General features: G+C 61.3%; 19 protein-coding genes. 9 read left to right on the top strand and 10 right to left on the bottom strand.

Features of this window, described 5'->3' with window-relative positions; genetic code table 11:
* Complete coding sequence (locus E6X30_RS05390; RefSeq protein WP_070435434.1) at nt 1-942, bottom strand: carbohydrate kinase; 942 nt, start codon at nt 940-942, stop codon at nt 1-3.
* Between the two features lie 84 nt (nt 943-1,026).
* Between E6X30_RS05390 and E6X30_RS05385 the strand changes: the two genes are divergently transcribed.
* Together E6X30_RS05385 and E6X30_RS05380 are read left to right on the top strand one after the other, a co-directional pair.
* Complete coding sequence (locus E6X30_RS05385) at nt 1,027-1,638, top strand: DUF4245 family protein (RefSeq protein ID WP_070459983.1); 612 nt, start codon at nt 1,027-1,029, stop codon at nt 1,636-1,638.
* A 6-nt stretch (nt 1,639-1,644) separates the two neighbouring features.
* A complete protein-coding gene (locus E6X30_RS05380; protein ID WP_070459980.1) occupies nt 1,645-2,241 on the top strand; it encodes a hypothetical protein in 597 nt (198 codons plus the stop codon).
* A gap of 74 nt (nt 2,242-2,315) precedes the next feature.
* On the opposite strand, the gene pcp is transcribed toward E6X30_RS05380, so the two are convergent.
* From pcp to E6X30_RS05345, 7 genes are all read right to left on the bottom strand, one after another.
* A complete protein-coding gene (gene pcp, locus E6X30_RS05375) occupies nt 2,316-2,960 on the bottom strand; it encodes a pyroglutamyl-peptidase I (RefSeq protein WP_034372385.1) in 645 nt (214 codons plus the stop codon).
* A gap of 13 nt (nt 2,961-2,973) precedes the next feature.
* The gene (locus E6X30_RS05370) at nt 2,974-3,903 is read right to left on the bottom strand and encodes a DUF979 domain-containing protein (protein ID WP_034372388.1); all 930 of its coding nucleotides are present in this window, start codon (nt 3,901-3,903) and stop codon (nt 2,974-2,976) included.
* Nucleotides 3,900-4,613, bottom strand: coding sequence for a DUF969 domain-containing protein (locus E6X30_RS05365; protein WP_070459976.1), 714 nt, complete (start codon nt 4,611-4,613; stop codon nt 3,900-3,902). The genes E6X30_RS05370 and E6X30_RS05365 overlap by 4 nt, the downstream gene beginning before the upstream one ends.
* Nucleotides 4,614-4,718: 105 nt before the next feature.
* Nucleotides 4,719-4,988: an exodeoxyribonuclease VII small subunit gene (locus E6X30_RS05360; RefSeq protein WP_070435543.1), complete on the bottom strand. Its 270-nt coding sequence runs from the start codon at nt 4,986-4,988 to the stop codon at nt 4,719-4,721.
* A 21-nt stretch (nt 4,989-5,009) separates the two neighbouring features.
* Nucleotides 5,010-6,263 carry an exodeoxyribonuclease VII large subunit gene (gene xseA, locus E6X30_RS05355; RefSeq protein ID WP_316335844.1) on the bottom strand — a complete coding sequence of 418 codons (1,254 nt, stop codon included), beginning with the start codon at nt 6,261-6,263 and terminating at the stop codon, nt 5,010-5,012.
* 177 nt (nt 6,264-6,440) lie between these two features.
* Nucleotides 6,441-11,072, bottom strand: a complete 4,632-nt coding sequence (locus E6X30_RS05350; protein ID WP_316335843.1) for a lamin tail domain-containing protein — start codon at nt 11,070-11,072, stop codon at nt 6,441-6,443.
* A 125-nt stretch (nt 11,073-11,197) separates the two neighbouring features.
* Nucleotides 11,198-12,397 (bottom strand): DNA recombination protein RmuC, encoded by a 1,200-nt coding sequence (locus tag E6X30_RS05345; RefSeq protein WP_016664103.1) that lies wholly within the window; start codon nt 12,395-12,397, stop codon nt 11,198-11,200.
* A gap of 89 nt (nt 12,398-12,486) precedes the next feature.
* On the opposite strand from E6X30_RS05345, the gene ychF reads away from it, so the two are divergent.
* Nucleotides 12,487-13,590: a redox-regulated ATPase YchF gene (ychF, locus tag E6X30_RS05340; protein ID WP_034372396.1), complete on the top strand. Its 1,104-nt coding sequence runs from the start codon at nt 12,487-12,489 to the stop codon at nt 13,588-13,590.
* Nucleotides 13,587-14,660, top strand: a complete 1,074-nt coding sequence (locus E6X30_RS05335; protein WP_016664105.1) for a type I restriction enzyme HsdR N-terminal domain-containing protein — start codon at nt 13,587-13,589, stop codon at nt 14,658-14,660. Before ychF ends, E6X30_RS05335 begins: the two co-directional genes overlap by 4 nt.
* A gap of 219 nt (nt 14,661-14,879) precedes the next feature.
* On the opposite strand, the gene E6X30_RS05330 is transcribed toward E6X30_RS05335, so the two are convergent.
* Nucleotides 14,880-15,761, bottom strand: a complete 882-nt coding sequence (locus tag E6X30_RS05330) for an IS3 family transposase (protein ID WP_083288026.1) — start codon at nt 15,759-15,761, stop codon at nt 14,880-14,882.
* Complete coding sequence (locus E6X30_RS05325; RefSeq protein WP_016664108.1) at nt 15,731-16,015, bottom strand: transposase; 285 nt, start codon at nt 16,013-16,015, stop codon at nt 15,731-15,733. The genes E6X30_RS05330 and E6X30_RS05325 overlap by 31 nt, the downstream gene beginning before the upstream one ends.
* 231 nt (nt 16,016-16,246) lie before the next feature.
* On the opposite strand from E6X30_RS05325, the gene nrdI reads away from it, so the two are divergent.
* The 5 genes from nrdI to E6X30_RS05300 all read left to right on the top strand — a co-directional run bounded on the left by nrdI (nt 16,247) and on the right by E6X30_RS05300 (nt 22,535).
* Entirely contained in the window at nt 16,247-16,756 is a 510-nt protein-coding gene (gene nrdI, locus E6X30_RS05320; protein WP_016664109.1) for a class Ib ribonucleoside-diphosphate reductase assembly flavoprotein NrdI, read from the top strand.
* On the top strand, nt 16,753-18,927 hold the full coding sequence (gene nrdE, locus E6X30_RS05315) for a class 1b ribonucleoside-diphosphate reductase subunit alpha (protein WP_016664110.1): 2,175 nt from the start codon (nt 16,753-16,755) through the stop codon (nt 18,925-18,927). Before nrdI ends, nrdE begins: the two co-directional genes overlap by 4 nt.
* 102 nt (nt 18,928-19,029) lie before the next feature.
* The gene (nrdF, locus tag E6X30_RS05310) at nt 19,030-20,058 is read left to right on the top strand and encodes a class 1b ribonucleoside-diphosphate reductase subunit beta (RefSeq protein WP_016664111.1); all 1,029 of its coding nucleotides are present in this window, start codon (nt 19,030-19,032) and stop codon (nt 20,056-20,058) included.
* Between the two features lie 215 nt (nt 20,059-20,273).
* On the top strand, nt 20,274-21,494 hold the full coding sequence (locus E6X30_RS05305; protein ID WP_034372399.1) for an ATP-binding protein: 1,221 nt from the start codon (nt 20,274-20,276) through the stop codon (nt 21,492-21,494).
* Nucleotides 21,495-21,716: 222 nt separating this feature from the next.
* Nucleotides 21,717-22,535, top strand: a complete 819-nt coding sequence (locus E6X30_RS05300) for an Abi family protein (protein WP_070459966.1) — start codon at nt 21,717-21,719, stop codon at nt 22,533-22,535.
* Nucleotides 22,536-22,664 lie beyond the last annotated feature (129 nt).

Here is a 22,664-nt window from a genome sequence, read left to right as displayed (position 1 = left end):
TCAGTCCTCCGTGGATGTAAGCGTGCAGCGATCAGCGATTTCGCGCGTCCACGGCGGATTCGCGCCCGCGCGAGATACTGTCACGGATGCGAGGAGCGCGGCGTGCGCGAGGATGTCCTCGATGGCCGTCCCCTCGAGCGCGCTGATCTTCTCGCGGCCCGAAGCTCCGAGGAGTCCCTTGCGTGATAGTGCATCGAGGAGGCCGGCCGAGAATGTGTCTCCCGCTCCAACCGTGTCGGTGACGTCGACGCGGACGCCCGGAATATCGAATCGCCCCTGCGCGGTGAACGCCGTCGCGCCCTTCTCGCCGCGCGTAATGACCGCGAGCTTCACGCCTCTGCGAAGCCATGATTGCGCAGCCTGGTCGATGTCGGTCGTTTCATACAGCCACTCGAGGTCTTCGTCTGAGGCCTTCACGATGTCGGCGAGCGCGATGTTCTCCTCTATTGGTTCGCGCGCGATCGCGGGATCTCCCATGAGGGTGGGGCGCGCGTTCGGATCGTAGGAGATGAGGGCGATCTCGCGGAGCGAAGCCACGACCGTGCGGAGGGTATCGGCGCCTGGCTCGAGTGTCGCGGCGATCGAGCTGGTGTGCACCGCATCGACCTTCGCGGGCAGTCCTCGTGGATCGGGGTCCCACGTGATGTCGAAGTCGTATGAAGCCGCGCCGCCTTCGCCGATCGTCGCGGCCGCAGTCGAGGTGTGAGCCCCAGGCCTTACCGAACCGGGGGTGAGCGAGACGTTCGAGGATTCAACATGCTGCACAATGGCGCGCCCGCGCTCGTCATCGCCGATGTGGGTGAGCAGGTGCGAGGTGTGGCCGAGGCGGCCGAGGGCAACGGCCACGTTCATGGGGGACCCACCCGGGAGCTCGGCCCTGGGAGCGTCTTTGCGGATTACGATGTCTGTCAGCGCTTCGCCGATCGTTAGATAGGTACTCACGCCAGTATTGTTTCAGATCACAGCGGGGGCCGCATGGTCCTCAGTCACGGCGCGCGACGCTTCGGAATTTGGAACAATGGCGGTATGGCCGAATCTCACGAGAGACCGCAGCGGAAAAAGCGCGAGCTGCCCACGAAGAAAAACACCTCGGTACGGAACCTTGTGTGGGCGATCGGACTGAACCTCATTGTGGTAGCTATTGCCGCGGTTGTCATCGTCGGGCTCGGACGGAACGATCGTGATACGGCCTCCTCCGCGCGTTCACATGTCAATGTGAGCGAAAGCGCGGCGCGTGCGAGTGAGTCTCTCGGCTTTCGCGCGGCCGACGTCGAGCCGGAAGGGTTTACGGTGCGTGAGGCGAAAATGTCGACGACCGAACCAGCCTACTGGGAGGTGCGCTACACCTCGCCCTCCGGTGAGCTGGAAACTCTCCTTCAGGCGCGGGCGGATTTTTCCGCGCTCTCCCCTCGAGTCCGCGGAAAAGTGACGCAGGCGGATTACTTCGAGATCAGAGGCACGGAGTGTGCGAATCTCGAAATTCAATCCCCCTCGAGCGACGCAAACGCGGACGCAGCCAAGCCGGTGTCGGGAATCGAATGCTCCGCTCGAGAGACGACGCTCATCGTGTACGGGGCCGGCGATGGTGCCGAGCACACAAAGCTCATGCAAGCAGCCCTCGACCGTGTCAACCAGTGAGGAACCATGAACGACAACTCCCACCGTCCGTCGCGCGGTAGTGCCGACGCCACCGAAAAGCTCGATGCGCCGCTTGGCGCTGACCCCACCGAAGTCCTCGCGCCTGTCGCGAGTCCCGACCCAACTGCGTCAACGCCCACCGCGAGGCCCGCGCGCACGTCTGCGCCCGGGCCTGCCGCCGCCTCGACGCCGGTAGAGGCCCCAGGGACGCAGAGCCGGCAACGCCCGCGCTCAGCAACCGCCCCCGTCGTCATCGTGCTTGGCCTCGTCGCCTCCGCGCTCCTCGCAATTTTTGCCTGGGGAGGCATTTTCTCGACCGCCCAGCTCGCGTGCGTGATCGCAGGTGCAGCGCTGTTTGCGCTAACGGGCATCGTCGCGGTGCGCACGTGCACAACAACGGGCGCCCTCGTCGCTGCGTGGATCCTCGCCTTTGTTCTCCTGTTCGCCCCGCTTCTCGTGTGGATCGGTGTGCAGGGAGGAGCGGCCGTCACGAGCACGCTCATCTTCGGGGCGATCGGCATGTGGGTGTCAGGCGTTGCCGTCGTCGCTCTCGTGGTGGCCGTTCTCGGCACGTACCTTCACGCACGCGCGGCAGCGCGGTAGGAGATCCGCGCTGCCGCGATACACACTCGTATCCGTGGCGCCATAGCGCCCCGGGTGCGGTGTGTGCGTGGGGCTCAGTGCGTTGTGCCCTCGACCGTGGCCACATCGCTCGCGTTCTCAGCGATCGCGCGGATCGCTGCGGTGAGCCCCTTCGTGATCGTCTCCGTGGAAAGCGAGGGCTGACCAGGCTTGCCCACGGTCTGCTCGGGGATGAACGGCACGTGCACGAAGCCACCGCGGGTGCCCTTCGGGCCCTCGGTTGCGAGGTGGTGCAGAACGCCGTACATGATGTGGTTGCACACGAAGGTCCCCGCCGAGTTCGAGACCGAGGCGGGAACGCCTGCGTCGCGAATCGCCGCGGCCATCGCCTTGATCGGCAGGGTCGCGAAGTACGCCGACGGTGCCCCGTCAACCACGGGCTCATCAATGGGCTGATTGCCGTCGTTATCGGGAATGCGCGCATCGTCGATGTTGATCGCGACGCGCTCTGGGGTGATGTCGAAGCGCCCGCCAGCCTGGCCGACACAGAGCACGGCGCTCGGCTGGTGCTTCTCGATCGCTGCCGTCGCCGCCTCGATGGCTTTGCCGAACACTGTGGGCACTTCGACCGTGATGACCTCTTCTCCCGCGATTTCGGCGGGAAGTGCCTTCACGGCCTCGAGCGCGGGGTTGATCTTCTCCCCGCCAAACGGATCAAATGCGGTCACAAGGATTGACATGGTGTTCCTCCAATTAGAACGCGAGGGTGTACATGAGCACGATGTGCACAAGCAAAAGCAGCGTGGCAGTCACGGCTTGAGACTTGATGACCCCGTACTTGTCTTTCATCTCGAGCAAGACCGCGGGAACCACGTTGAAGTTGGCGGCCATAGGGGTCAGGAGTGTGCCGCAGTAGCCCGCGGTCAGGCCGAGCGCTGCCACGATGATCGGGTTTCCACCCTGCGCGACGACGAACGGGATACCGATGCCGACGGTAATCACGGAGAACGCTGCGAAGCCGTTGCCCATGATCACGGTGAAAAGGGCCATGCCCACGCAGTAGGCGATGACTCCCACGAGGGGGTTGTGTGCCGGAATGACTTTCGCGACGGTGTCGGCAATGACCGTGCCCACGCCCGCGGCGGTAAACACCGCACCGAGGGCCGCGAGCAGCTGGGGAAGAATTCCCACCGGTCCGACGTCCATTGTGAGGCGTGCGCCGTCGACCGCCACGAATTTTGCGGGCGCCTTCGTGACGACGAGGCCCACGACGGTGGCGAGCACGGCGCCGGTCCCCACCGCGAGGTAGGTCGGCATCTCGAGTTTCTGGTACACGGTTGCCGCGACGAGCGCGAAAACAGCGAGCGACAGTGCAGGAATAAAGACTTTGTAGCCGAGCTTCGACGCGCGTTCCTCAACGTGCGCGGGGTCGGGGCGATCGACCGCGGCGGGCTTTACGCCCCACACGGCGGTGATCGTGGCGAGCGCAATGACGCAGATGCCGATGAGCCACGCCGGTACCCAAGGGCCGGTGATAAACGCGAACGCGAGAATGAACCAGAAGGTCGCCGCCGGGATGCGGTTCTTGAGTGCGGCATCTTTCCCGCACAGGCCGCCCGTAATCGCGAAGATCACGCCGACGAGGATGAAGAAAAATTCGCCGATCACGATATCGGGAGTCATGCCTTCACGCTCCCTTCGGTGCCGGTCGATGCAGCGCCGGAGGTCGATTCGGCGCGAAGGCGGCGGTCGAGAAGGAAGTTGCGCACGACGCCAAAGATCATGGTTGCAATCGCGACAGGGATCGACCACAGTGCCACCGCAAGCGGGGTGACCTGGGTGTAGCCCTGCTCCGCCATTGTCGACACGATGAGCAGTACGCCCGGTGCGCCGAGGAACAGGTTCTGTGCGAAGAAGTTGCCGAAGTTATCGGCGGCGGCGGAGGCGCCCTTAATCGAGTCGCGCTGCTTCTCGGTGATCGAGCCGAACTTCGCCTCGGCGGCGCCCTCAGCCATCGGTGAAATGAGCGGGCGCACGAACTGCGGGTGGCCGCCAAGTTGGACCGAGAACGCGATGGCGACCGCGCGAATCAGCTGGTAGAGCGACAGGACAGTGCCGGTCGTCGCATTCTTGACGGATCCGATGAGGTCCACGGCTTTTTGCTTGAGGCCATAGCGCTCACAGATGCCCACGACGGGCAGGGTCAGGATGAACAACGTGGCAACGCGCTGATCGGTGAACGACTGGCCGAGAAGGGTCAGCAGCTCCAGTGGGCTCAGCCCAGCCACGAGGCCCGTAACCAGACCGGCTACGACCACGACGGCAAGCGTGTCTCGTTTGAGCACGAAGCCCACCACGATAATCACGATGCCGATGAGCTTCAGGTACTCCATGAGTAGCCTTTCTCATAACGGTAAGTAAGTGTGCGCAGTCACTCTAGTCGTTACAAAACGGTGACGTCGAGCCGTGCACAGGCGTGAGAAGCCTCGTTGCGAGCGTTAGTCCTGCGAAGAGCTTTCTTCGGGTACATCCTGCTCGCGCTCGAGCGCGCGGTCGAGCCGTACGCGCGCTCCGTCGAGCCACTGCTCGCATCGCCGAGCGAGAAGCTCGCTGCGCTCCCACAGCGCGATTGATTCCTCGAGCCCGCTCTGGTTGCGCTCGAGGGTCTGCACGATCGAGAACAGTTGGTCGCGCGCTTCCTCGTAGCCGAGCGCCTGAATGTCCTCAGGCAACTCCTGCGGTTCGCTAGTGGTGCCTTCGCTCTCCATGATCTTTTCCTTCACAGTTCGTTATTCCTCGCCGAGAGAGGTCGCTGCTAGGCGACCGCCCGCGAGCCTGATTGATACGCGAGTACCCTCGGGTGCTTCGCTCGGGTCGGTGAGCGCGGCTCCATTCGCGCTTTGCACGACCGCGTAGCCGCGCTCGAGTGTATGCAGTGGTGAGAGCGCCCGAGCTTGATCGGCGAGGGACCTCACGCGCTCACCGGCGCGGTCGAGGGCAATCGCAATGGTCGCGCGAGCCGAGGCAATCGCGCCGTCGATCACCTGCGCGTGGCTGTCAATCATCGTGTGCGGCTGCGCGAATGCGGGGCGAGCTCGGACAGCGGCAAGTGCTTCCCGCTCCCGCTCGAGACGTGAGGAGAGCGCCGCGTGCGAGCGACGGCGTGCATCGCCCAACTGTGCGCGTTCGAGGGCCATATCGGGAACAACGCTCTTCGCAGCGTCGGTGGGGGTCGATGCGCGATAGTCGGCGACGAGGTCGAGAAGCGGCGTGTCGATCTCGTGTCCAATGGCCGACACGATAGGGGTGCGAGCTGCAGCGGCGAGGCGCACGAGCGATTCATCCGAGAACGGGAGAAGATCCTCGAGCGAGCCGCCGCCGCGGGAAATGATGATGACGTCCACGTCCTTGCGCGCGTCGAGTTCGCGCAGTGCTTCGCTGACCTCGCCGACGGCGCGCGTGCCCTGAACGGCGACTTCGCGCGTCTCGAACCTCACCGCCGGCCAGCGTTTCTCGGCATTGACGATGACGTCACGCTCCGCCGCAGATTTACGCCCGCAAATGAGTCCGATCTGGCGTGGGAGGAACGGGAGAGGTTTCTTGCGGTCCGCGGCGAAGAGCCCCTCGTGGTGGAGGGCCCTCTTGAGACGCTCGAGGCGCTGGAGCAGATCGCCGATTCCTACCGCGCGGATATCGGCGGCTTCAAGTTGGAGCGTTCCACGCCGCCCCCAGAACGTCGGCTTGCACTGCACCACCACTTCGCTGCCCTGCTGCGGTTCGAGGGGCAGCCGCGCAAACGCGCTCGCACGCATCGATACCGAGAAACTCGCATCCATGTCGGTATCGCGAAGAGTCATGAATACCAGTGCGCCTTTGCCCCGGCTGACCTGCACCAGTTCGCCGCGTACCCACACGACACTCATGCGGTTCACGTAATCTCGCACCTTCTGGCTGAGCAACCCCACGGGCCAAGGGCGCTCCGCGGTCGTTTCCGCGGCCGTCGCCGGCAGCGCTGGGGGCTCTCCTCCCTCGAGTGCGGTCATGTGGTGTAGGTCCACGCCTCTTTCGTGCATGTCTCTACTGTGCCAGACCATCCTCGGCTTGCGTGGGCTCCGCCCACCGCTGTGGATAACCAATGCACAATACAAGGGCCGACGCCACCCTCTTTCGGGTAGCGCCGGCCTTTCGGGAAGCGCCCGCTCACGCGGGGTCTATGACGATCAGCGCGAGACGCGGCGCGAGCGGAGAACCGCGGCGCCACCCGCGACGAGGACGAGCCCCGCCGCGAGAATGCCCATCACCTCGGCACCCGTGCGGGGGAGCCCCGTCGAGTGCGTCTGTGCGCCAGTGGCGGAGGAAGCGTCGGAACCGTGCGAGCCCTCGTCCGGATGCCCCTTGCCAGAACCAGCGCTGCCGGTGTTGCCGGTTTCAGGGTCGCCGCCCTCGCCGGGCTTGTCGCCCTCGCCGGGCTTGTCGCCCTCGCCGGGCTTGCCGCCCTCGCCGGGCTTGACCGTGCCGTCCGGGTCGACTGTCGTGCCGCCATCCTGGCCGCACTCGGTCTTCGTCACAGAAGCGTTGCGCACCTCGCTGTAGTGCTTCGCGCCGTACGGGTCGGTCGTGAGCGTGTACCACGAGAACTCACCCTCGGGCAGATCGCTCGCGGGGACGCTCACGGTGTCGCCGGAGGCAACGCCGTCCTTGTGACCGAATTCCTTGGTCGTGAGCACGTCGATGCGCGCTTCGGCGGTCGTGAGGGTCTTCTTCTCGGGCGTGAGGCCAAGGTCGGCATAGCTCACCTCGAACTCCTGGTCGATCGGCTCGAAGCTCGGATCGTCCGAGTCATAGTCCTTGAGCGACGGCGAGTAGGTGCGCACGATCATGCGGCCCTTCTCGTTGTCGAAGTGCATGAGGCGGAGGTAGCCGAGGCCCCCCTCGGCGAGGCCCTGGTAGTCGAACAGCATCTGGGTCACGGTGCGGTCCGGGGTGCCGTCGCCGTTGTCATCGAATTTATCCACGCGCGTGTGAGCGTCGTGGTAGTGGCCGCTCATGACCGCGCGCACGTTCGGGTTGGTCGCGATGACTTCGTCGTAGATCCGCTGCGGGATCGGGCCGAGGCCACCGGTCGTGAGCATGTACTCGTGAAGCTCGATGAAGGCGATGCGCTCGGGATACTTCTTGAGCACCTCGTTCATCCACTCGATCTCTTCATCGCCCGGGCTCCATCCCATGTACAGGACGATGTAGTCCTGGCCCCCGGCGCTGATGAGGTCGTAGTGGCCGCGGTTGTCCTTGTAGCTACCGCCGTACCACGGGTTGCCGCTGTAACGGCTCTCGCCGAAGTATTCGCCGTACTTCGAATAGTCGTTGGCGTGGTGGCCAACGTCGTGGTTGCCTGCGAGAACGCCATAGGGGAGCTTCGCGTCGTCGAGCGTTTTGTAGGACTCATCTGCGCGGACCCAGCCCTCGGCATTGTCGATCTTGTCGACGATGTCGCCCGTGTGGAACACGTACTGAAGGTTCATCTTTTCGCGCACGCGCAGAAGGTAGTCGTGGATCGCGACCTGGTGGTGGTAGATCTTCGCATCGTCGTTGTAGTACTGGGTGTCCGACTCAACGGCGAAGGTGTAGTCGTAGTCCGAACGCGGGGTGTCGTCGGCGTGCTCGCCGGGCTCCGCTCCTGTGCGATCGGAGAGGTCTGCACCGGCGTATCCAACACCCTGCTGAACGAGAGCCTTGATCTCGCCATCCACGTTGTGACCCTTGAGCGGGACGATCGCTTCGAGCTTCGCCTCGCCAGATTCGCTATCCGTAAGGAGCGACTGGACTTCTTCCCAGCTGTTCTTCTCGGTGTTCCACACGAGAAGACGCACGCGCTGTCCCTTGTTGGAAGCACCGGTCCAGCTCACGCGGATCTCCGAGTCTTCGCCTGCGCCCTCGGGCACGGCGGTCGAGAACTCGTGGAAGGGAAGTGCCGAACCCGCGGTTGTCGTCTCACCGGCCTTGAGCGCATCGCCCTGGCGGTCTGCTTGGTCGGCGTCGTGGACGCTTCCCGCAGTGCCCGCGAGCGTACCTTCGCTAAGCGAGGTCGAGTAGCCCTCACGGAAGGAGACCGAGAGGTCATCCTTGCTGGGGTCGGTCGCGGTCGCCGAAAGCGAATCGTCTACGCACACGTTCAGGCCCGCGCCATCCGCCGTATCAAGGGTGGCCGACGGTTGCTCGACGGGCGTCGTGAACGTGATCGTCTTCTTCGACTCGTTACCGAGCTTGTCCGTCGAGACGATCGTCAGCGTGTGCGTGCCTGCCGCGAGGGTAAGCGAGGAGAACGTCGTGCCGGATTCGACCTTCTCGCCGTCGAAGGTTGCGGACGTGCTCGCGACGCCGACGCCGGCGTCGGTTGCCTCGAAGTCCAGGGTGAACTCGCCGCGCTGCTCGGAGCCGTCGGCGATCGAGGAGGTGATCACCGGGGCGGTGTTGTCGACGATGACGGTCGTCTCCACTTCGGAGGTGTCGCTGATTGAGTCGGCAGCGAAAGTGGCGATTCTGGTCGTCGAACCCGAACCAACGAGCGTGCCCTTCACCTTGTGCTCGCCGTCAGCGACCTTGGTGGTGTCCCACTGGTAGGCGTTCGCGGTGAACGCATCGTCCGGTATCGAGAACGTCGCGTTGAGAATCTCGACCTTCCCCTTCGAATCGCCCATGTTAATGATCTGGGTGGGATCGCTGGCCGGGACCGTCTTACCCTCGGCGTCTGTGTAGTCGGCCGCGCGCAAGGTGCGCCCGTCGGGGAGGACGAGGCGTGCGTTGCGGGCGTTGAAGTCGTCGTTGTTTTCGTTCGGGTCGATGCCGGGCTTGGCCTTGGTGCCCGCCGCGACGTCAACCTGGAGTGACTCGCCCTTCGTGACGTACTTGAGCGGGACATCGGCAGTCACGGTTTCCCAGTTCTCGTAGAAACCCTTGTCGAAGATCGTGAGGACCTCGTCCTTGACGAGCACGCCGTTGCGGAAGAACGCATCGGTTTGCGTCGCGTCGATGGCGAAGACGGGCTCCTTCTCGAGCGAGGGAATATCCGCGTTGACTTCGGTCCCGTCGACGGCAAGCGTGCGAGTGTCGTTTTCGTGATCGCTCGAAACCGAGAGGCGGGTCGTGCCGCTCACGTACTGCTTTTCCGAGACGTTGAGGCGAACCGGACCTTGCTCGGCCCCTTCGACCTCAACGCGAGTCAGCGGAATGGTGGCGATGTTGGTGCCGTCGGAGGCCTCAACCGAATACTCGAAGTACTTCTTCCCCGTGAGGTCCGCCTGGGGGATCGTGAGGGTGAAGGTGCCATCCTCGTTCGCGAGGAGGTCCTTGGCCATCGGCTTATCGTCAGTGTTCGACTGGAGGGAGACGGTGAGGCGACGAACCTGGACGTTATCGGTCGCCTTGATCGTGATCTGGGCGTCCTTTGTCGGGTCGAGGGACTTTGCGGTCTGATCCACCAGAGCTGGCTTTTCGGTGTCCTCGTTGAGCTTCACGAGCTTCGAGGGAACCTTCGCGGGAGCCGCCTGACCCGGCGTTGCTTTCGAGATCTCCCCGATCTCGCTCACCTGGAAGTTTTCGGGATTGACCGCGTAGTGGATGCCCTGATCCGCCTGGGTGTCATCGCGGCCGTTTTCGTTGTAGAAGACGCGGCTTACGGTGTGGCCCGTGCGGGTCTGAATCTCCATACCGCGAAGCGAGCCGTTGGCCATACCGCCCGCCGAGGACTCAACAATGGTGAGGCTGTTCGGGTCAACACCGTAGTTCTTGGCGAAGTCTTCGACGGTCTTGGCATCGTTAGAGCCGTTCTTGATCCATACGATGACCGTGCCGCCGGGCTTGACGACCTTATCGGCAGGTTCCATGGGCCACACAGCCTGGTTGCCCATTTTCCGGCCCTCACCGGGGTATTGATAGGCGACCTGGTAGTCAGCGAGGCTGATCGGTTTGGTAGTGGGGTTGTAGATTTCAATGAATTCGTAGCCGTCGCCCTCGCCGGTGTTGGTGGAATCGGGAACGAGCTCGGTAATGAGGAGCTGGCCGACGGTCGTATCGGCCGCCGGGCCGGGGACGTCTTCGGTGGGGGCGGGCTCAGCCGGTTTCTCGGGCTGAGGCTCTGCAATGCGGTCCTCGAGCTGCTTCGGGTCGACCTTGCCTGCGGTGGGAGCAGCCGGGCCTTCGAGAACCTCGAGACTCTTCACGCTCGAATCGGCAGGGGTGCGGAACTGTGCGGACTTGTCCTCAGCGACCGAGCCTTTCGGGTAGAACGAGCGCGAGACTTCGGCGCCGTTCGAGTCGAGAACGCGAATGCCGCGGTTGCCGCCGTTCGCCATACCCGTTTGGCCGGTGATGCGCTCGACGCGCGCGTTCGGATCCATGCCCCACTGCGTGCGGAACTCTTCGACGGTATGCGCGGCCGAATCGACCTTGCCGTCATCGCTCGTGTAGCTCAGCCACAGGGTCACGGTCTCCCCGGCGGCCAGTTCGATCGGCTTCTCGGATGCGAGGGCGACGTCCTTCGCGGTGTTAGTGCTGTCCTCGTAGATGTAGGCGAGCGAGTAGCCGCCCTCACCGATCGTGAGGGGTTTGTCGGTCGTGTTAGTGACCTCGACGAATTCGTAGTGGTCGTCGCCTGCGTTGTTCGGTGCGATCTCGGTGACGACGAGCGGCCAGGTGCTCGCCGGAGCTGCCTGGGCGGCGTTCATCGTTGAAGGGGCGATGCCGGCGGGGACGATTGCGGGGCTCGCGACAAGAGTGAAGCCGAGTGCCGCTGCGGCGAGGGATTTGGAGTAAATGGCAGGAGTGCGGCGCGTGCCGCGCGACTGAGGAGTCATACCCTTCACTTTCGCTAAGTGCCTGTTGGGAGTTTCGGGGAAGCTCCTCAACGTTGCTCTTGGCGTTTAACGGATTGGTGAAGAAATGGGGGCTGTTGGCTGTACGCGCCGTGTACGAGTGGAGATTAGGCATTCAGGTTTGACGGATCGATATCGCGTGCGAGCTGCGTCACTGGTTCGACTCCTTCGAGGGCGCCACCGACGATGTGAAGCTCTTCCATCGAGCGCGCCGCGGGCACCACTCGCGCCTCGTACGAGCCCACCGCGTTGTTGAACGCCCGCACCGACGAATCGAGCGAACGGCCGAGTTTCGCAAGGTGCCCGCCAAGAGTGCCGAGCCTCTTATGCACCTCGCGACCTGCCTCGAGAACGCGGAGGGCGTCCTGGTTCAGTGCGTCCGTGCGCCACGTGTGGGCGACGGTTCGAAGAAGTGCCATGAGGGTGGCGGGAGAGGCGATCACAACATCGAGCGTGAAGGCACCATCGAGCAGCCCTGGATCCGCCTCGAGCGCGCCCGCGAGAAGACCGTCGCTCGGCACAAACAGCACCACGAATTCGGGGGAGTCGCCGAGCGAGGCCCAGTACGACTTCGAGCTGAGGTGCGTGACGTGCGATCGCAATGCTCGCGCGTGGTCCGCGAGGTATTTCGCCCGTTCGTTTTTCTCCGTGGCTTGGGCAGCACGCAGGTAAGCGTCCATGGGAGCCTTTGCGTCCACGACGATCGTGCGCCCGTGGCTCAAATGAACGACGAGATCGGGGCGCTGGTTCTTCTCTCCGCTCACGTTTTTCCCGCTGAGCTGTTCGGTGAAGTCCGTGTGCTCGAGCATGCCCGCAGCCTCGACGATGCGTCGCAGCTGCACCTCTCCCCACTGGCCTCGGCTCGTGGGGGCTTTGAGGGCGGTGACGAGGGCGTTCGCCCCCATGCCCAGATCGCGTGTGCGCTCCGAGAGATTCTTCAACTGCGAAGCCAGGTCACCATCGGCCTTTTGCCGGGCCGCCTCCGTGCGCGCAACCGAGCGCTCCAAACTCGTGAGGGTTTCCGAAATGGGGGAGAGCGTGCGGGCAAGCTGCTCCGAGCGTGCCGCATCGACTGCTTCGCGCCGAGCCGAATCGCGATCGAAGCGTTCCGAAGCGAGCTGCAGCAGTTGCGTGCTCGAGGCGTTAACCGCGCGTGCGGCAAGTGCTTCGATGTCGGTTCCGTTCGCCGAGGCCTTGGCTTCAGCAGCACGAACCCGCTCGCGCATGAGGATCCACATGACCGCTGCTCCGAGAGCAGCCCCGATGAGCAACGGAAGGAGAACGGTCACAAGAGTCGAAAAGTTCATACTTCTACCTCACCACGGGGGTGAGACATTTAAAGTGCGGCACGCCCTGAGGAGGGCAAGCGTCGGGCCCTGCCCCTAGAATGAGGGGCGTGGCTTTGACAATTGGAATCGTTGGCCTGCCCAACGTTGGTAAATCGACCCTGTTCAACGCGCTCACCCGTGCGGAGGTGCTCGCGGCGAACTATCCGTTCGCGACGATCGACCCGAACGTCGGTGTGGTGCCGCTTCCGGATCCCCGCCTCGCGCGGCTCGCAGAGATCTTCGGGAGCGAGAAGATCCTCCCCGCGACCGTGAGCTTCGTGGATATCGCCGGCATCGTGAAGGGCGCGAGCGAAGGTGAAGGCCTTGGCAACAAGTTCCTCGCAAATATCCGTGAGGCCGATGCGATTTGCCAAGTCACCCGCGCTTTCAGCGACCCCGACGTCACGCGCGTTCCCGGCTCTGAGACTCCCGCGGGCGACATGGAGACGATTTCGACCGAGCTCATCCTCGCCGACCTCCAGACGATCGATAACGCCCTTCCGCGCCTCGAGAAAGACACGAAGCGCAAGGTCATCGATGCCGCGATCCTTCCCGAGGTGCTCAAAGCAAAAGAGCTCCTCGAATCCGGGAGCACCCTCTTCCAGGGGGCCGACGGTGCCGGGATCGACGTGTCGCTCCTCAAAGAACTGCAGCTCATGACTGCCAAGCCGTTCATCTACGTGTTCAACACGGACGAAGAGGGGCTCGCGGATAACGCGATGCAGGAGGAACTGCGCAAGGCTGTCGCCCCCGCGGAGGCGATCTTCCTCGACGCGAAGTTTGAGAGCGAACTCATCGAGCTCGAGGCCGACGAAGCCGCGGAGATGCTCGCCTCGACGGGCCAGGAGGAATCCGGCCTCGACCAGCTCGCCCGGGTCGGCTACGACACCCTCAACCTGCAGTCCTACCTCACGGCTGGACCCAAGGAATCGCGTGCCTGGACCATCCACAAGGGCTGGACTGCGCCCCAAGCCGCAGGTGTGATTCACACCGACTTCGAGCGTGGCTTCATCAAGGCCGAAATCGTTTCCTTCGACGAGCTCGACGACGCCGGTTCCATGCAAGAAGCGAAGGCCCGCGGCAAGGTGCGCATGGAGGGCAAGGATTACGTTATGCAAGACGGAGACGTGGTCGAGTTTCGATCAGGACTAACGTCTGGCGGTAGAAGGTGAGCCGCCCAGTTGTCCAGAGCGATGCGCCGCATGGCGGGTTTGCGATTGTCCCGCCCGGCAAAGTGCTCGACTTCATCGACGGCGCCACGTTGAGGCAGGACACGCCCGAGGAGTATGTCCGTCAGGAGATCCTCAAGTCGCTCGTGCGCGAGTACGGGTACGACAAACGCGACATTCGGGTCGAATTCCCGATCAAGTTCGGTAGTCGACGGGTCCGCGTCGACATCGTGGTGTTCCCGCCCGACCTTCGGGCGTCAGAGCAGACCCAATCAACTGCCTGGCTCATCATTGAGTGCAAGAGCGCCAAGGTCCGTCCCTCAATGAAGAAGGACGGTGTCGAACAGATGCTCAGCTACATGGCCGCATGTCCGAACGTCGAAGTCGGCATGTGGACCAACGGTGAGGATATGGCGAGCTACGCCTTTGAAACGGGGACGTCTGGCCAGCGGGTCTCCGTTGAGATCCCTGACATTCCCCACTGTGGTGACAGTGCTGAGGCGGGCACGCCGCGTTTCGACCAACTGCGCCCGGCTGCATCGGACTCTTTGCTGTTTGCTTTCCGGAGGGCTCACAGCTATATCGCTGGTAATCAGGGGATGCAAAAGCCGGAGGCGTTCTGGGAGCTGCTGAAGCTCATATTTTGCAAGATCCAGGATGAACGTGATTCCAGCTCGCCGCAGTTTTACGCAACACCTAAGGAACGTCAGAACATGACTGGCCTGATGCGGTGCTCCTCGCGGATCGGGAAGCTATTCGAGAACGTCAAGACTCAGTACCCTCAGATTTTCAAACCAGTCGAGCAAATCGAACTCGACCCTAAGGTTCTGGCATACATTGTCACGCAGCTTCAGATGTTCTCGTTGCTTGACTCCGATGTGGACGTCAAGGGTAAGGCGTATGAAGAGGTCGTAGGTTCGAACCTTCGCGGGGACCGAGGAGAGTTCTTCACCCCCCGCAACGTCTGCAACATGATGGTCGAGATGCTGGACCCCAGCGACAAAGACCTCATACTTGAAACTTTCATTCCACGACGGATACAAACGCGCGCGAGCTACGATTTGGCCGCCTGACTGGTTCACTCCGCAATCCATGAGCAATTTGAGAGAATGCCATCCAACCGACGACTTAGGGGCAAGTAATGACTGGCGAAAATAGGCAGCTCGATGCAAAGGAAATAAGCGTCGGCAGGCTACTTAATGATGGAGACTACGAGTTTGTCATCCCTGAATACCAACGCCCTTATGCCTGGGGCGTCGAGTGGAGTGGCCTAAGAATTAGGCCCACTCGGTTTAAGTGTTGACCGTGTTTTCTTGTTTCCATTGTTCCGCGTATTTCCGTGGGCTGAGGTAGCCGAGTGAGGAATGCGGATGGAAGTTATTGTAACGTGATGACCATTGGGCCACGAGTAGGCGGGCATGCTCGAGATTCTCGATACTGTTGTCCTCCAAGAGTTCGTCTCTCATCCGGTTATGGAAAGACTCAACGAACCCGTTATGCCAGGGCTGGCCTGGTGGGATGAATGCCTGGATTGTCTCACCCTCGGCTGCCCACTCCTGGAGCGCATGAGCGATGAACTCGGGCCCGTTATCCATCCGGATCACCCGCGGGCGCCCGTCGTGCTCCAGACAAGCCACGTCAAGGAGTTCGGTCACCGAGACCGCGTTAATGTTCTTGTCGACCGTGAAGGCGAGGTGTTCGCGGGTGTATTCATCGATAATGTTACAGATTTTGATTGTCTTGCCGTGCCAGGTTGAATCGAACTGGAAGTCCAACGCCCACACGTTGTTCGGGTACTGGCCGGCAGGAACATCACGATGGGTATCGGCAGCTAGACGCTTGAGCTTCTTCCTAGGCAAGACACGCAAGCCCTCTTCACGCCAGATCCTGCGGAAAGTCTCGCGGCATATCCCGTACCCTTCGGCGAGGGCGTTTCTCCAGGCGCGCCGGTGTCCCCACCGGCGATGATCCTTAACGAAGTCGTGCATCCACGCCCGTAGGTCCGCGTACTTATCCGGCTTGTTCTCGCGGGTCCTAGCGCGCCGGTAAGCACTGCGAGAGAGCCCAACAATCTGGCAGGCAAGTCTTTGGGAGTAGCCCAGCCCGACCAGATGCCAGACGGCATCATGGCGGCGAGCTGGGCTTAGAAGTTTCCCTCCGACAATTCTTTCCACGCAGCCTTTTCCAGCTCTGCCTGACCTAGGAGGCGTTTGAGGCGCGTGTTTTCCTCGCGCAGGCGCTGGAGCTCTTTCGCCTCGCTCTTGGTCATCGCCCCATAGGTAGCCTGCCACCTGTTCAACGTGGCTTCGCTAATCCCCAACGTGGTCAGGATCTGAGCTGTAGTTGATCCCGATTCCTTCAATTCCCGCGCCCTATCGAGCTTACGAACAATCTGCTCGGGAGTATGCTTGCTGAATTTCTTCACCATTCATCCATTCTCCCCACCCACAGGCAGGGCATCAATGGACAGCACTCAAGTCACCTGGACCTAAAAACCTAGAGCACTCCAGGTTCGGTATGACGTAGTCTGTACTTCGGCGTGTCGTAGATTTGTGAGATTATTCGTGCTAACCACTATATGTGGTGCCCGCAATGTGGGTCAGGACTAGATGTAGGGGTGGGATTGCTGAGGTGCAAATGCTGAGAGGAGAACATGCTGATGAGTGAACGCAGGGAAGGCCGAACACGAAGCGTCGCGGAGGTGCGAGTGCTCGAGGGGCAAGATTCACCTGACCTGGTGTTTTTCTCGAGTGTTTCGGAGAACACCCTCCGCTTCGTCGAGAAGCTCGAGCGCCCGGCGGTGCGGATCCCACTCCGACCGCGCACAGAGGGAATGATCCGAGTGACCAGGCCCTACGTGCTCGTGGTTCCGACCTACGGCGGCGGAGCGCAGGCCGGGGCGGTGCCGCGGCAGGTGATTACGTTCCTGAACGATCCTGCAAACCGCGCGCTGATCCGCGGCGTGATTACCGCGGGGAACACCAACTTCGGTGAGCACTACTGCATCGCAGGACCGATCATCTCAGCCAAGTGCAAAGTTCCTGAGCTGTACCGCTTTGAACTTCTTGGCACCAACCGCGACGTTGCTCGAGTCAAGGCTGGTTTAGACGAATTTTGGGCACGACAGAACACATTAGAAGCAGAAGCAAATGAGGAGGACGTCGCATGACGATCGCCACACCATCAGAAACAACCACCCCCAACACTGCACGGGTTGGCGGGGTCGGCGAGCGGAAGGACTACCACGCGCTCAACGCCCAGCTGAACCTGTTTGCGGCGGACGGGTCGATCCAGTTTGACAAGGATCACGAAGCGGCGGAGGCCTACCTGAACCAGCAGGTCATCCCGAACACGAAGCAGTTCGCTTCGGTGTGGGAACGCCTGGAGTGGCTGATCGAAAACGAGTACTACGAAGCCGAATACCTGCGCGCCTACGACAAGGACTTCGTCGAGCGCCTCCACGAACAGGCCGACGCTTTCGGGCACAAGTTCCAGACCTTCCTCGGTGCGTTTAAGTTCTTCACCTCCTACGCGCTGAAAACCTTCGACGGCAGCCTCTTCCTCGAAAACTTCGAGCAGCGAGTTGTTGCCACGGCGCTGTTCCTCGGTCAGGGTGACGAGGAACTGGCTTCGAAGACGGTCACCGAGATCCTCTCGGGCCGTTTCCAGCCGGCAACTCCGACGTTCTTGAACGCGGGTAAGAAACAGCGCGGCGAGCTCGTGTCGTGCTTCCTGCTGCGCGTTGAAGACAATCTCGAATCGATTGGCCGCAGCGTTAACTCTGCGCTGCAGCTGTCCAAGCGCGGCGGCGGTGTGGCGCTGCTGCTGTCAAACCTCCGCGAGGCGGGTGCCCCGATTAAGCAGGTCGAGAACCAGGCTTCCGGTGTTGTTCCCGTGATGAAGATCCTCGAAGACAGCTTCAGCTACGCGAACCAGCTCGGCGCTCGCCAGGGCGCAGGCGCTGCGTACCTGCACGCGCACCACCCCGACATTATGCGGTTCCTCGACACGAAGCGTGAAAACGCTGACGAGAAGATCCGCATTAAGACCCTGTCGGTTGGGGTTGTGATTCCGGATGTGACCTTCGAACTGGCTAAGCAGAACAAAGATATGCACCTGTTTAGCCCCTACGATGTGCTTCGCGAAACCGGTATTCCGCTTTCGGATCAGTCAATCACCGAGCGCTACGACGAGTTCGTCGCGAACCCGCGGATCCGCAAGACCACGATCAGCGCGCGCGAGTTCTTCAAGACCCTCGCTGAGCTGCAGTTCGAGTCGGGCTACCCGTACGTGCTGTTCGAAGACACTGTGAACCGTGCGAACCCGCTCGAGGGGCACATCAACATGTCGAACCTGTGCTCGGAGATTCTGCAGGTGAACACCGCCTCTGAGTACGACGCCGCAATCGGGTACGAGACGATCGGTCACGACATTTCGTGCAACCTCGGCTCGCTGAACATTGCGCAGGCAATGGCCAGCCCGGACTTCGGCGCAACCGTTGAGATTGCGGTGCGGGCGCTGACGAGTGTGTCGGATCAGACCGACATTCAGGCGGTGCCGTCAATTGCCGAGGGTAACCGTGCGTCACACGCCATCGGCCTCGGCCAGATGAACCTGCACGGCTACCTCGCTTCGCAGCGCATCCACTACGGCAGCGAAGAGGGAATTGACTTCACCGACGCGTACTTCCGCACGGTGACCTACCACGCGCTGCGCGCTTCGAACCAGCTGGCGATTGACCGCGGTGCGACCTTCGCGGGCTTCGAGAAGAGCGACTACGCTGACGGCAGCTACTTCGACCGTTACACGGCCGAGGAGTGGGTGCCAGAAACCGCGCGGGTGCGTGAGCTCTTCGCCGAGGCTGGAGTTGCGCTGCCGACGGTTGCGGACTGGGAACAGCTGCGCGAGTCGATCCGCGAACACGGTATCTACAACGCGTACCTGCAGGCGGTGCCACCGACCGGGTCGATTAGCTACGTGAACAACTCGACGGCTTCGATCCACCCGATCGCCTCGAAGATTGAGATTCGTAAAGAGGGCAAGCTCGGCCGCGTGTACTACCCGGCTCCGCACATGACAAACGACAACCTCGAGTTCTTCGAAGACGCCTACGAAATCGGCGCCGAGAAGATCATCGACACCTACGCTGCTGCGACCAAGCACGTGGATCAGGGTCTGTCGCTCACGCTATTCTTTAAAGACGAGGCGACCACTCGCGACATCAACCGCGCGCAGATCTACGCGTGGCGCAAGGGCATCAAGACGCTGTACTACATCCGCCTGCGCCAGCCCGCGCTCGAGGGAACCGAGATCGAAGGCTGCGTTTCCTGCGCGCTGTAGTCGCGTTCGCGCCCGTGCTGCGCGCGCGGGCGCACCGCGCGCCGTCCGCGCACTCCGCGCACTGACCACCAGACACCACTAGTGAAAGAGCTTTATTGAACTATGACTGATCCGTTGAACACCGACCGCCCGCTGCAAGAGATCTCGGTCACCCCGCCGTCGTACCGCCACGACCCGGCAGCGCGGCTGCGCCCCATTAACTGGAACCGCGTCACCGACGACAAAGACCTCGAGGTGTGGAACCGTCTGACCGCGAACTTCTGGCTGCCAGAGAAGGTGCCGCTGTCAAACGACATCCCCGCGTGGCAGAAAATGACCCAGGAAGAGCGCACCCTCACGATGCGCGTCTTCACCGGTCTGACCATGCTCGACACCGTGCAGGCAACTGTCGGTGAGATCGTGCAGATCCAAGACTCCCGCACCGAACACGAAGAGGCCGTCTACACCAACATTGCGTTCATGCAGTCGGTGCACGCCCGCTCGTACTCCTCGGTGTTCTCAACGCTGACGAGCACCCCGGAAATCGACGACGCCTACCGCTGGGCAGTTGCCAACGATCTGCTGCAGGAACGCTGCAAGAAGGTGCTGCACCACTACTACGGCGATGATCCGCTCAAGCGTAAAGTGTCTTCGACGCTGCTGTCGTCGCTGCTGCTGTACGCAGGGTTCTACCTGCCGCTGCACTTCTCGGTGCACGCGACGCTGACGAACACCGCAGACATGATCCGCCTGATTCTGCGTGACAAGGCAGTGCATGGTTACTACTCTGGTTACAAGTACCAGCGCGGACTCGAGACGCAGAGCAAAGAGCGTCAGGAAGAGATGCGCAAGTTCACCTTCGACCTGCTGGAAGAGCTCTACGAGCTTGAGCTGCAGTACTCGGGTGAGCTGTACGAGCCGCTCGGCCTGATGGACGACGTTGCCGTGTTCGTGCGTTACAACGCGAACAAGGCGCTGATGAACCTCGGTTACCCGTCGCGGTTTACCGCTGAAGAGACCGAAGTGAACCCTGAGATTCTCGCGGCGCTGTCACCTGGCAGCAACGAAAACCACGACTTCTTCAGTGGATCAGGATCGAGCTACATCATCGGTAAGGGCGAAGACACCACCGACGACGACTGGGACTTCTAGGCTCAAGGGCTTAACGGCTCGAGGGCTCAGCGGCTCGATTCGGGCCGCACCGTCCGAATAGCGCACCGCGGGTTGGACGCTGGCACACGCCGGCAACCTTCCCGCGGTGCGCTGTTTTGTGCCCGAGCCAGCGCGATTCTTGTCGACTATGATCGACAAAACCTCCGCAAAGTAGCAGCTTGTCGACTATACTCGACAAGACAGGGAGGTTTGTGGTGGACAGAATCATTGAACGCCCGAGATACTTTTCGCGGATCCAGCCCTTTATCGACAAACCCCTCGTGAAGGTGCTCACCGGTGTGCGTCGCTGCGGCAAATCTACGATTCTGCAGCAGCTGCAAGAAGTGATTCGCGCGGGCAGCGCTGATCCACAAGTGTTTGCGATGAATTTTGAGTCCGCTGACGGGCTTCACATCACAGACGCAGCGGCGCTGCTACGGCGCATCGAAGCCGAAAACCTCAACAAAAACACCCGCGCGTATTTCTTCTTTGACGAAATTCAGCAGGTCGCCGACTGGGAGAAAGCCATCAACGCGATCCGCGTCGACTATGACGCAGATATCTATGTCACCGGGTCGAATTCGCGCATGCTTTCCGGTGATCTCGCCACACATCTTGCCGGTCGCTACGTTGAGTTCTTGATCCAACCGTTTTCGTTTGCGGAATTTGTCGAGCTGCACCGCCAAAGCGACCGCACACTGAGCGAACACTTCCAGCACTTTGTGCAGTTCGGCGGTTTCCCGGCGTTGAAATACTTCAACCTCGACCGGGAACCCTCGCTCGACTACCTTGACTCGGTGTACAACTCGGTTGTGCTCAAAGACGTGATTGAGTATCACCAGATCCGCGACGTCGACATTTTTCACCGCATCGTCGGTTACTGCTTCGCAAATATTGGAAAAACCTTCTCGGCGCAGTCACTGGTGCGTTTTTTCAAAAGCGAGGGGCGCACCGTTTCGGTTGATACCGTGTTGAACTACCTTGAGTTTTGCGTGAACGCTTTCTTGATTTATCGGGTTCCGCGCTTTGACATTGCGGGGAAGGCGAGGCTTCGGGCAACTGAGAAGTACTATGCGGTGGATCACGGTTTTCGTGAAACGCTCGGCCTTTCGAACCAGGCCGACATTGAGCTGACCCTCGAAAACATCGTGTGCGTGGAGCTGCTTGCGCGCGGGTACGAGGTAAGTGTCGGAAGAGCCGGCGCGCGCGAGATTGACTTCATCGCCCGCAAAGGTTCCGACACTGAGTACTTCCAGGTGAGTTACCTGCTCGGCAGCCAAAACACCGTCGACCGCGAGTTCGGTGCCTTTCGCGGGGTTACCGACAACTTCCCGAAAACCGTGCTGAGCATGGACCAGTTCGACATGAGCCGCGACGGGATCCAACACAAAAACATTATCGAGTGGCTTGTCGAGCCCTCACCGTTGCACAGCTAGGTGTCATCGCCTAGCCTGAATACCAACATGACCGGTACCGCTACCCATTTTGGTGGGAGCCCAGGGCCGGTCTTTGTTTTTCTCGATCTAGCCGTCATGCTCCTGTAGCCAAATGAGGCCACCCAACGCGCTGGGGCCGTGGCATTATTTAGGTAATCGTTCAGCCCGCTTCGACCATCAGGTTGGAGACGGGCTGGATTTCTTTCGAGGCATGAAAACCCGATGAAGAAGATCAAAAATCCCACCACGGTTGAAGTGCAGATTGCCCTCATGCGCTCACGAGGGATGGAGCTCAACGAATCCCTAGCAAGGCAGTGGCTGTCTAGCGTCTCTTACTACAGGCTGTCCGGGTATTGGTACGCCTACCGGATTCTCCCAGAGCCTGAAGACCCCAAACAGCCGCAACGCGCCGACAGCTTTGTGCGAGGCACGAAGTTCGAAGAAATAGTCGCTCTCTACGAATTCGACCGTAAAATGCGCACACTTATTTACGATGGGATTGAGCGGATTGAGGTTGCGCTACGTGCACGGATCGGCGAACTACTCGTCGCGAAAGGAGCCTTATCTTACAAAGATCCAGGTATCTTTCGTGAGGATTTCCGGCATCAAGACTGGCTAGAGACTGCTGAGAAGCGTGTGGATCGCGAGCGAAAACGTAACCGCGCTGTGGCTCACTACAGTGTCAACTACGGGGATTACCCATTCTGGGTTCTTGCTGATGTCCTTGATTTTTCCGATATTTCCATCCTCTTTGATGGCCTCACTCTTGATGATCAGCGGAGTATTGCACACAGTTTCGGTTTCTTTGGCGACGTCGATCGATTGAACTCTAAGCAGAAGAAGAGCTACTACAACCAAGATCCCCTCGCTCGATGGTGCGAACAACTCACCGTTCTGCGAAACACAGGTGCACATCACGGCCGCGTATGGAACCGCCACTTCACCCCGGCAGCGACGAATGCTTTCCGAACGATACAAGAACTGTCTTGTCTCCCGAAGGGGCAAAGTCGGTGGGGTTACCCGCAAATCGTGGACACGTAGTGGAGCTACCTAGTGGTTAGGCAGCTATTCCTTTTCTGCTAGTGATTAGACCAATTTGGTTCTCAAAGTCGACGGGGCTGACCATACCGAGTGCGGAATGTCGGCGTCGACGGTTGTAGACGACTTCAA

The sequence above is a fragment of the Dermabacter sp. genome (assembly GCF_032550575.1).
In the GTDB taxonomy this organism is placed as follows: domain Bacteria; phylum Actinomycetota; class Actinomycetes; order Actinomycetales; family Dermabacteraceae; genus Dermabacter; species Dermabacter hominis.
The sequence above is the reverse complement of the archived record's forward strand: the minus strand, read 5'-3'. Positions and strand labels throughout refer to the sequence as shown.

Bases quoted from the DNA above. Each gene is read 5' to 3' on its own strand.
- E6X30_RS05345 (WP_016664103.1), bottom strand. From the start codon at position 12,397: ATGAACTTTTCGACTCTTGTGACCGTTCTCCTTCCGTTGCTCATCGGG.
- E6X30_RS05370 (WP_034372388.1), bottom strand. From the start codon at position 3,903: ATGACTCCCGATATCGTGATCGGCGAATTTTTCTTCATCCTCGTCGGC.
- E6X30_RS05360 (WP_070435543.1), bottom strand. From the start codon at position 4,988: ATGGAGAGCGAAGGCACCACTAGCGAACCGCAGGAGTTGCCTGAGGAC.
- pcp (WP_034372385.1), bottom strand. From the start codon at position 2,960: ATGTCAATCCTTGTGACCGCATTTGATCCGTTTGGCGGGGAGAAGATC.
- nrdI (WP_016664109.1), top strand. From the start codon at position 16,247: ATGAGTGAACGCAGGGAAGGCCGAACACGAAGCGTCGCGGAGGTGCGA.
- E6X30_RS05365 (WP_070459976.1), bottom strand. From the start codon at position 4,613: ATGGAGTACCTGAAGCTCATCGGCATCGTGATTATCGTGGTGGGCTTC.
- xseA (WP_316335844.1), bottom strand. From the start codon at position 6,263: ATGACCGCACTCGAGGGAGGAGAGCCCCCAGCGCTGCCGGCGACGGCC.
- nrdE (WP_016664110.1), top strand. From the start codon at position 16,753: ATGACGATCGCCACACCATCAGAAACAACCACCCCCAACACTGCACGG.
- E6X30_RS05325 (WP_016664108.1), bottom strand. From the start codon at position 16,015: ATGGTGAAGAAATTCAGCAAGCATACTCCCGAGCAGATTGTTCGTAAG.
- E6X30_RS05350 (WP_316335843.1), bottom strand. From the start codon at position 11,072: ATGACTCCTCAGTCGCGCGGCACGCGCCGCACTCCTGCCATTTACTCC.
- nrdF (WP_016664111.1), top strand. From the start codon at position 19,030: ATGACTGATCCGTTGAACACCGACCGCCCGCTGCAAGAGATCTCGGTC.
- E6X30_RS05385 (WP_070459983.1), top strand. From the start codon at position 1,027: ATGGCCGAATCTCACGAGAGACCGCAGCGGAAAAAGCGCGAGCTGCCC.
- E6X30_RS05380 (WP_070459980.1), top strand. From the start codon at position 1,645: ATGAACGACAACTCCCACCGTCCGTCGCGCGGTAGTGCCGACGCCACC.
- E6X30_RS05300 (WP_070459966.1), top strand. From the start codon at position 21,717: ATGAAGAAGATCAAAAATCCCACCACGGTTGAAGTGCAGATTGCCCTC.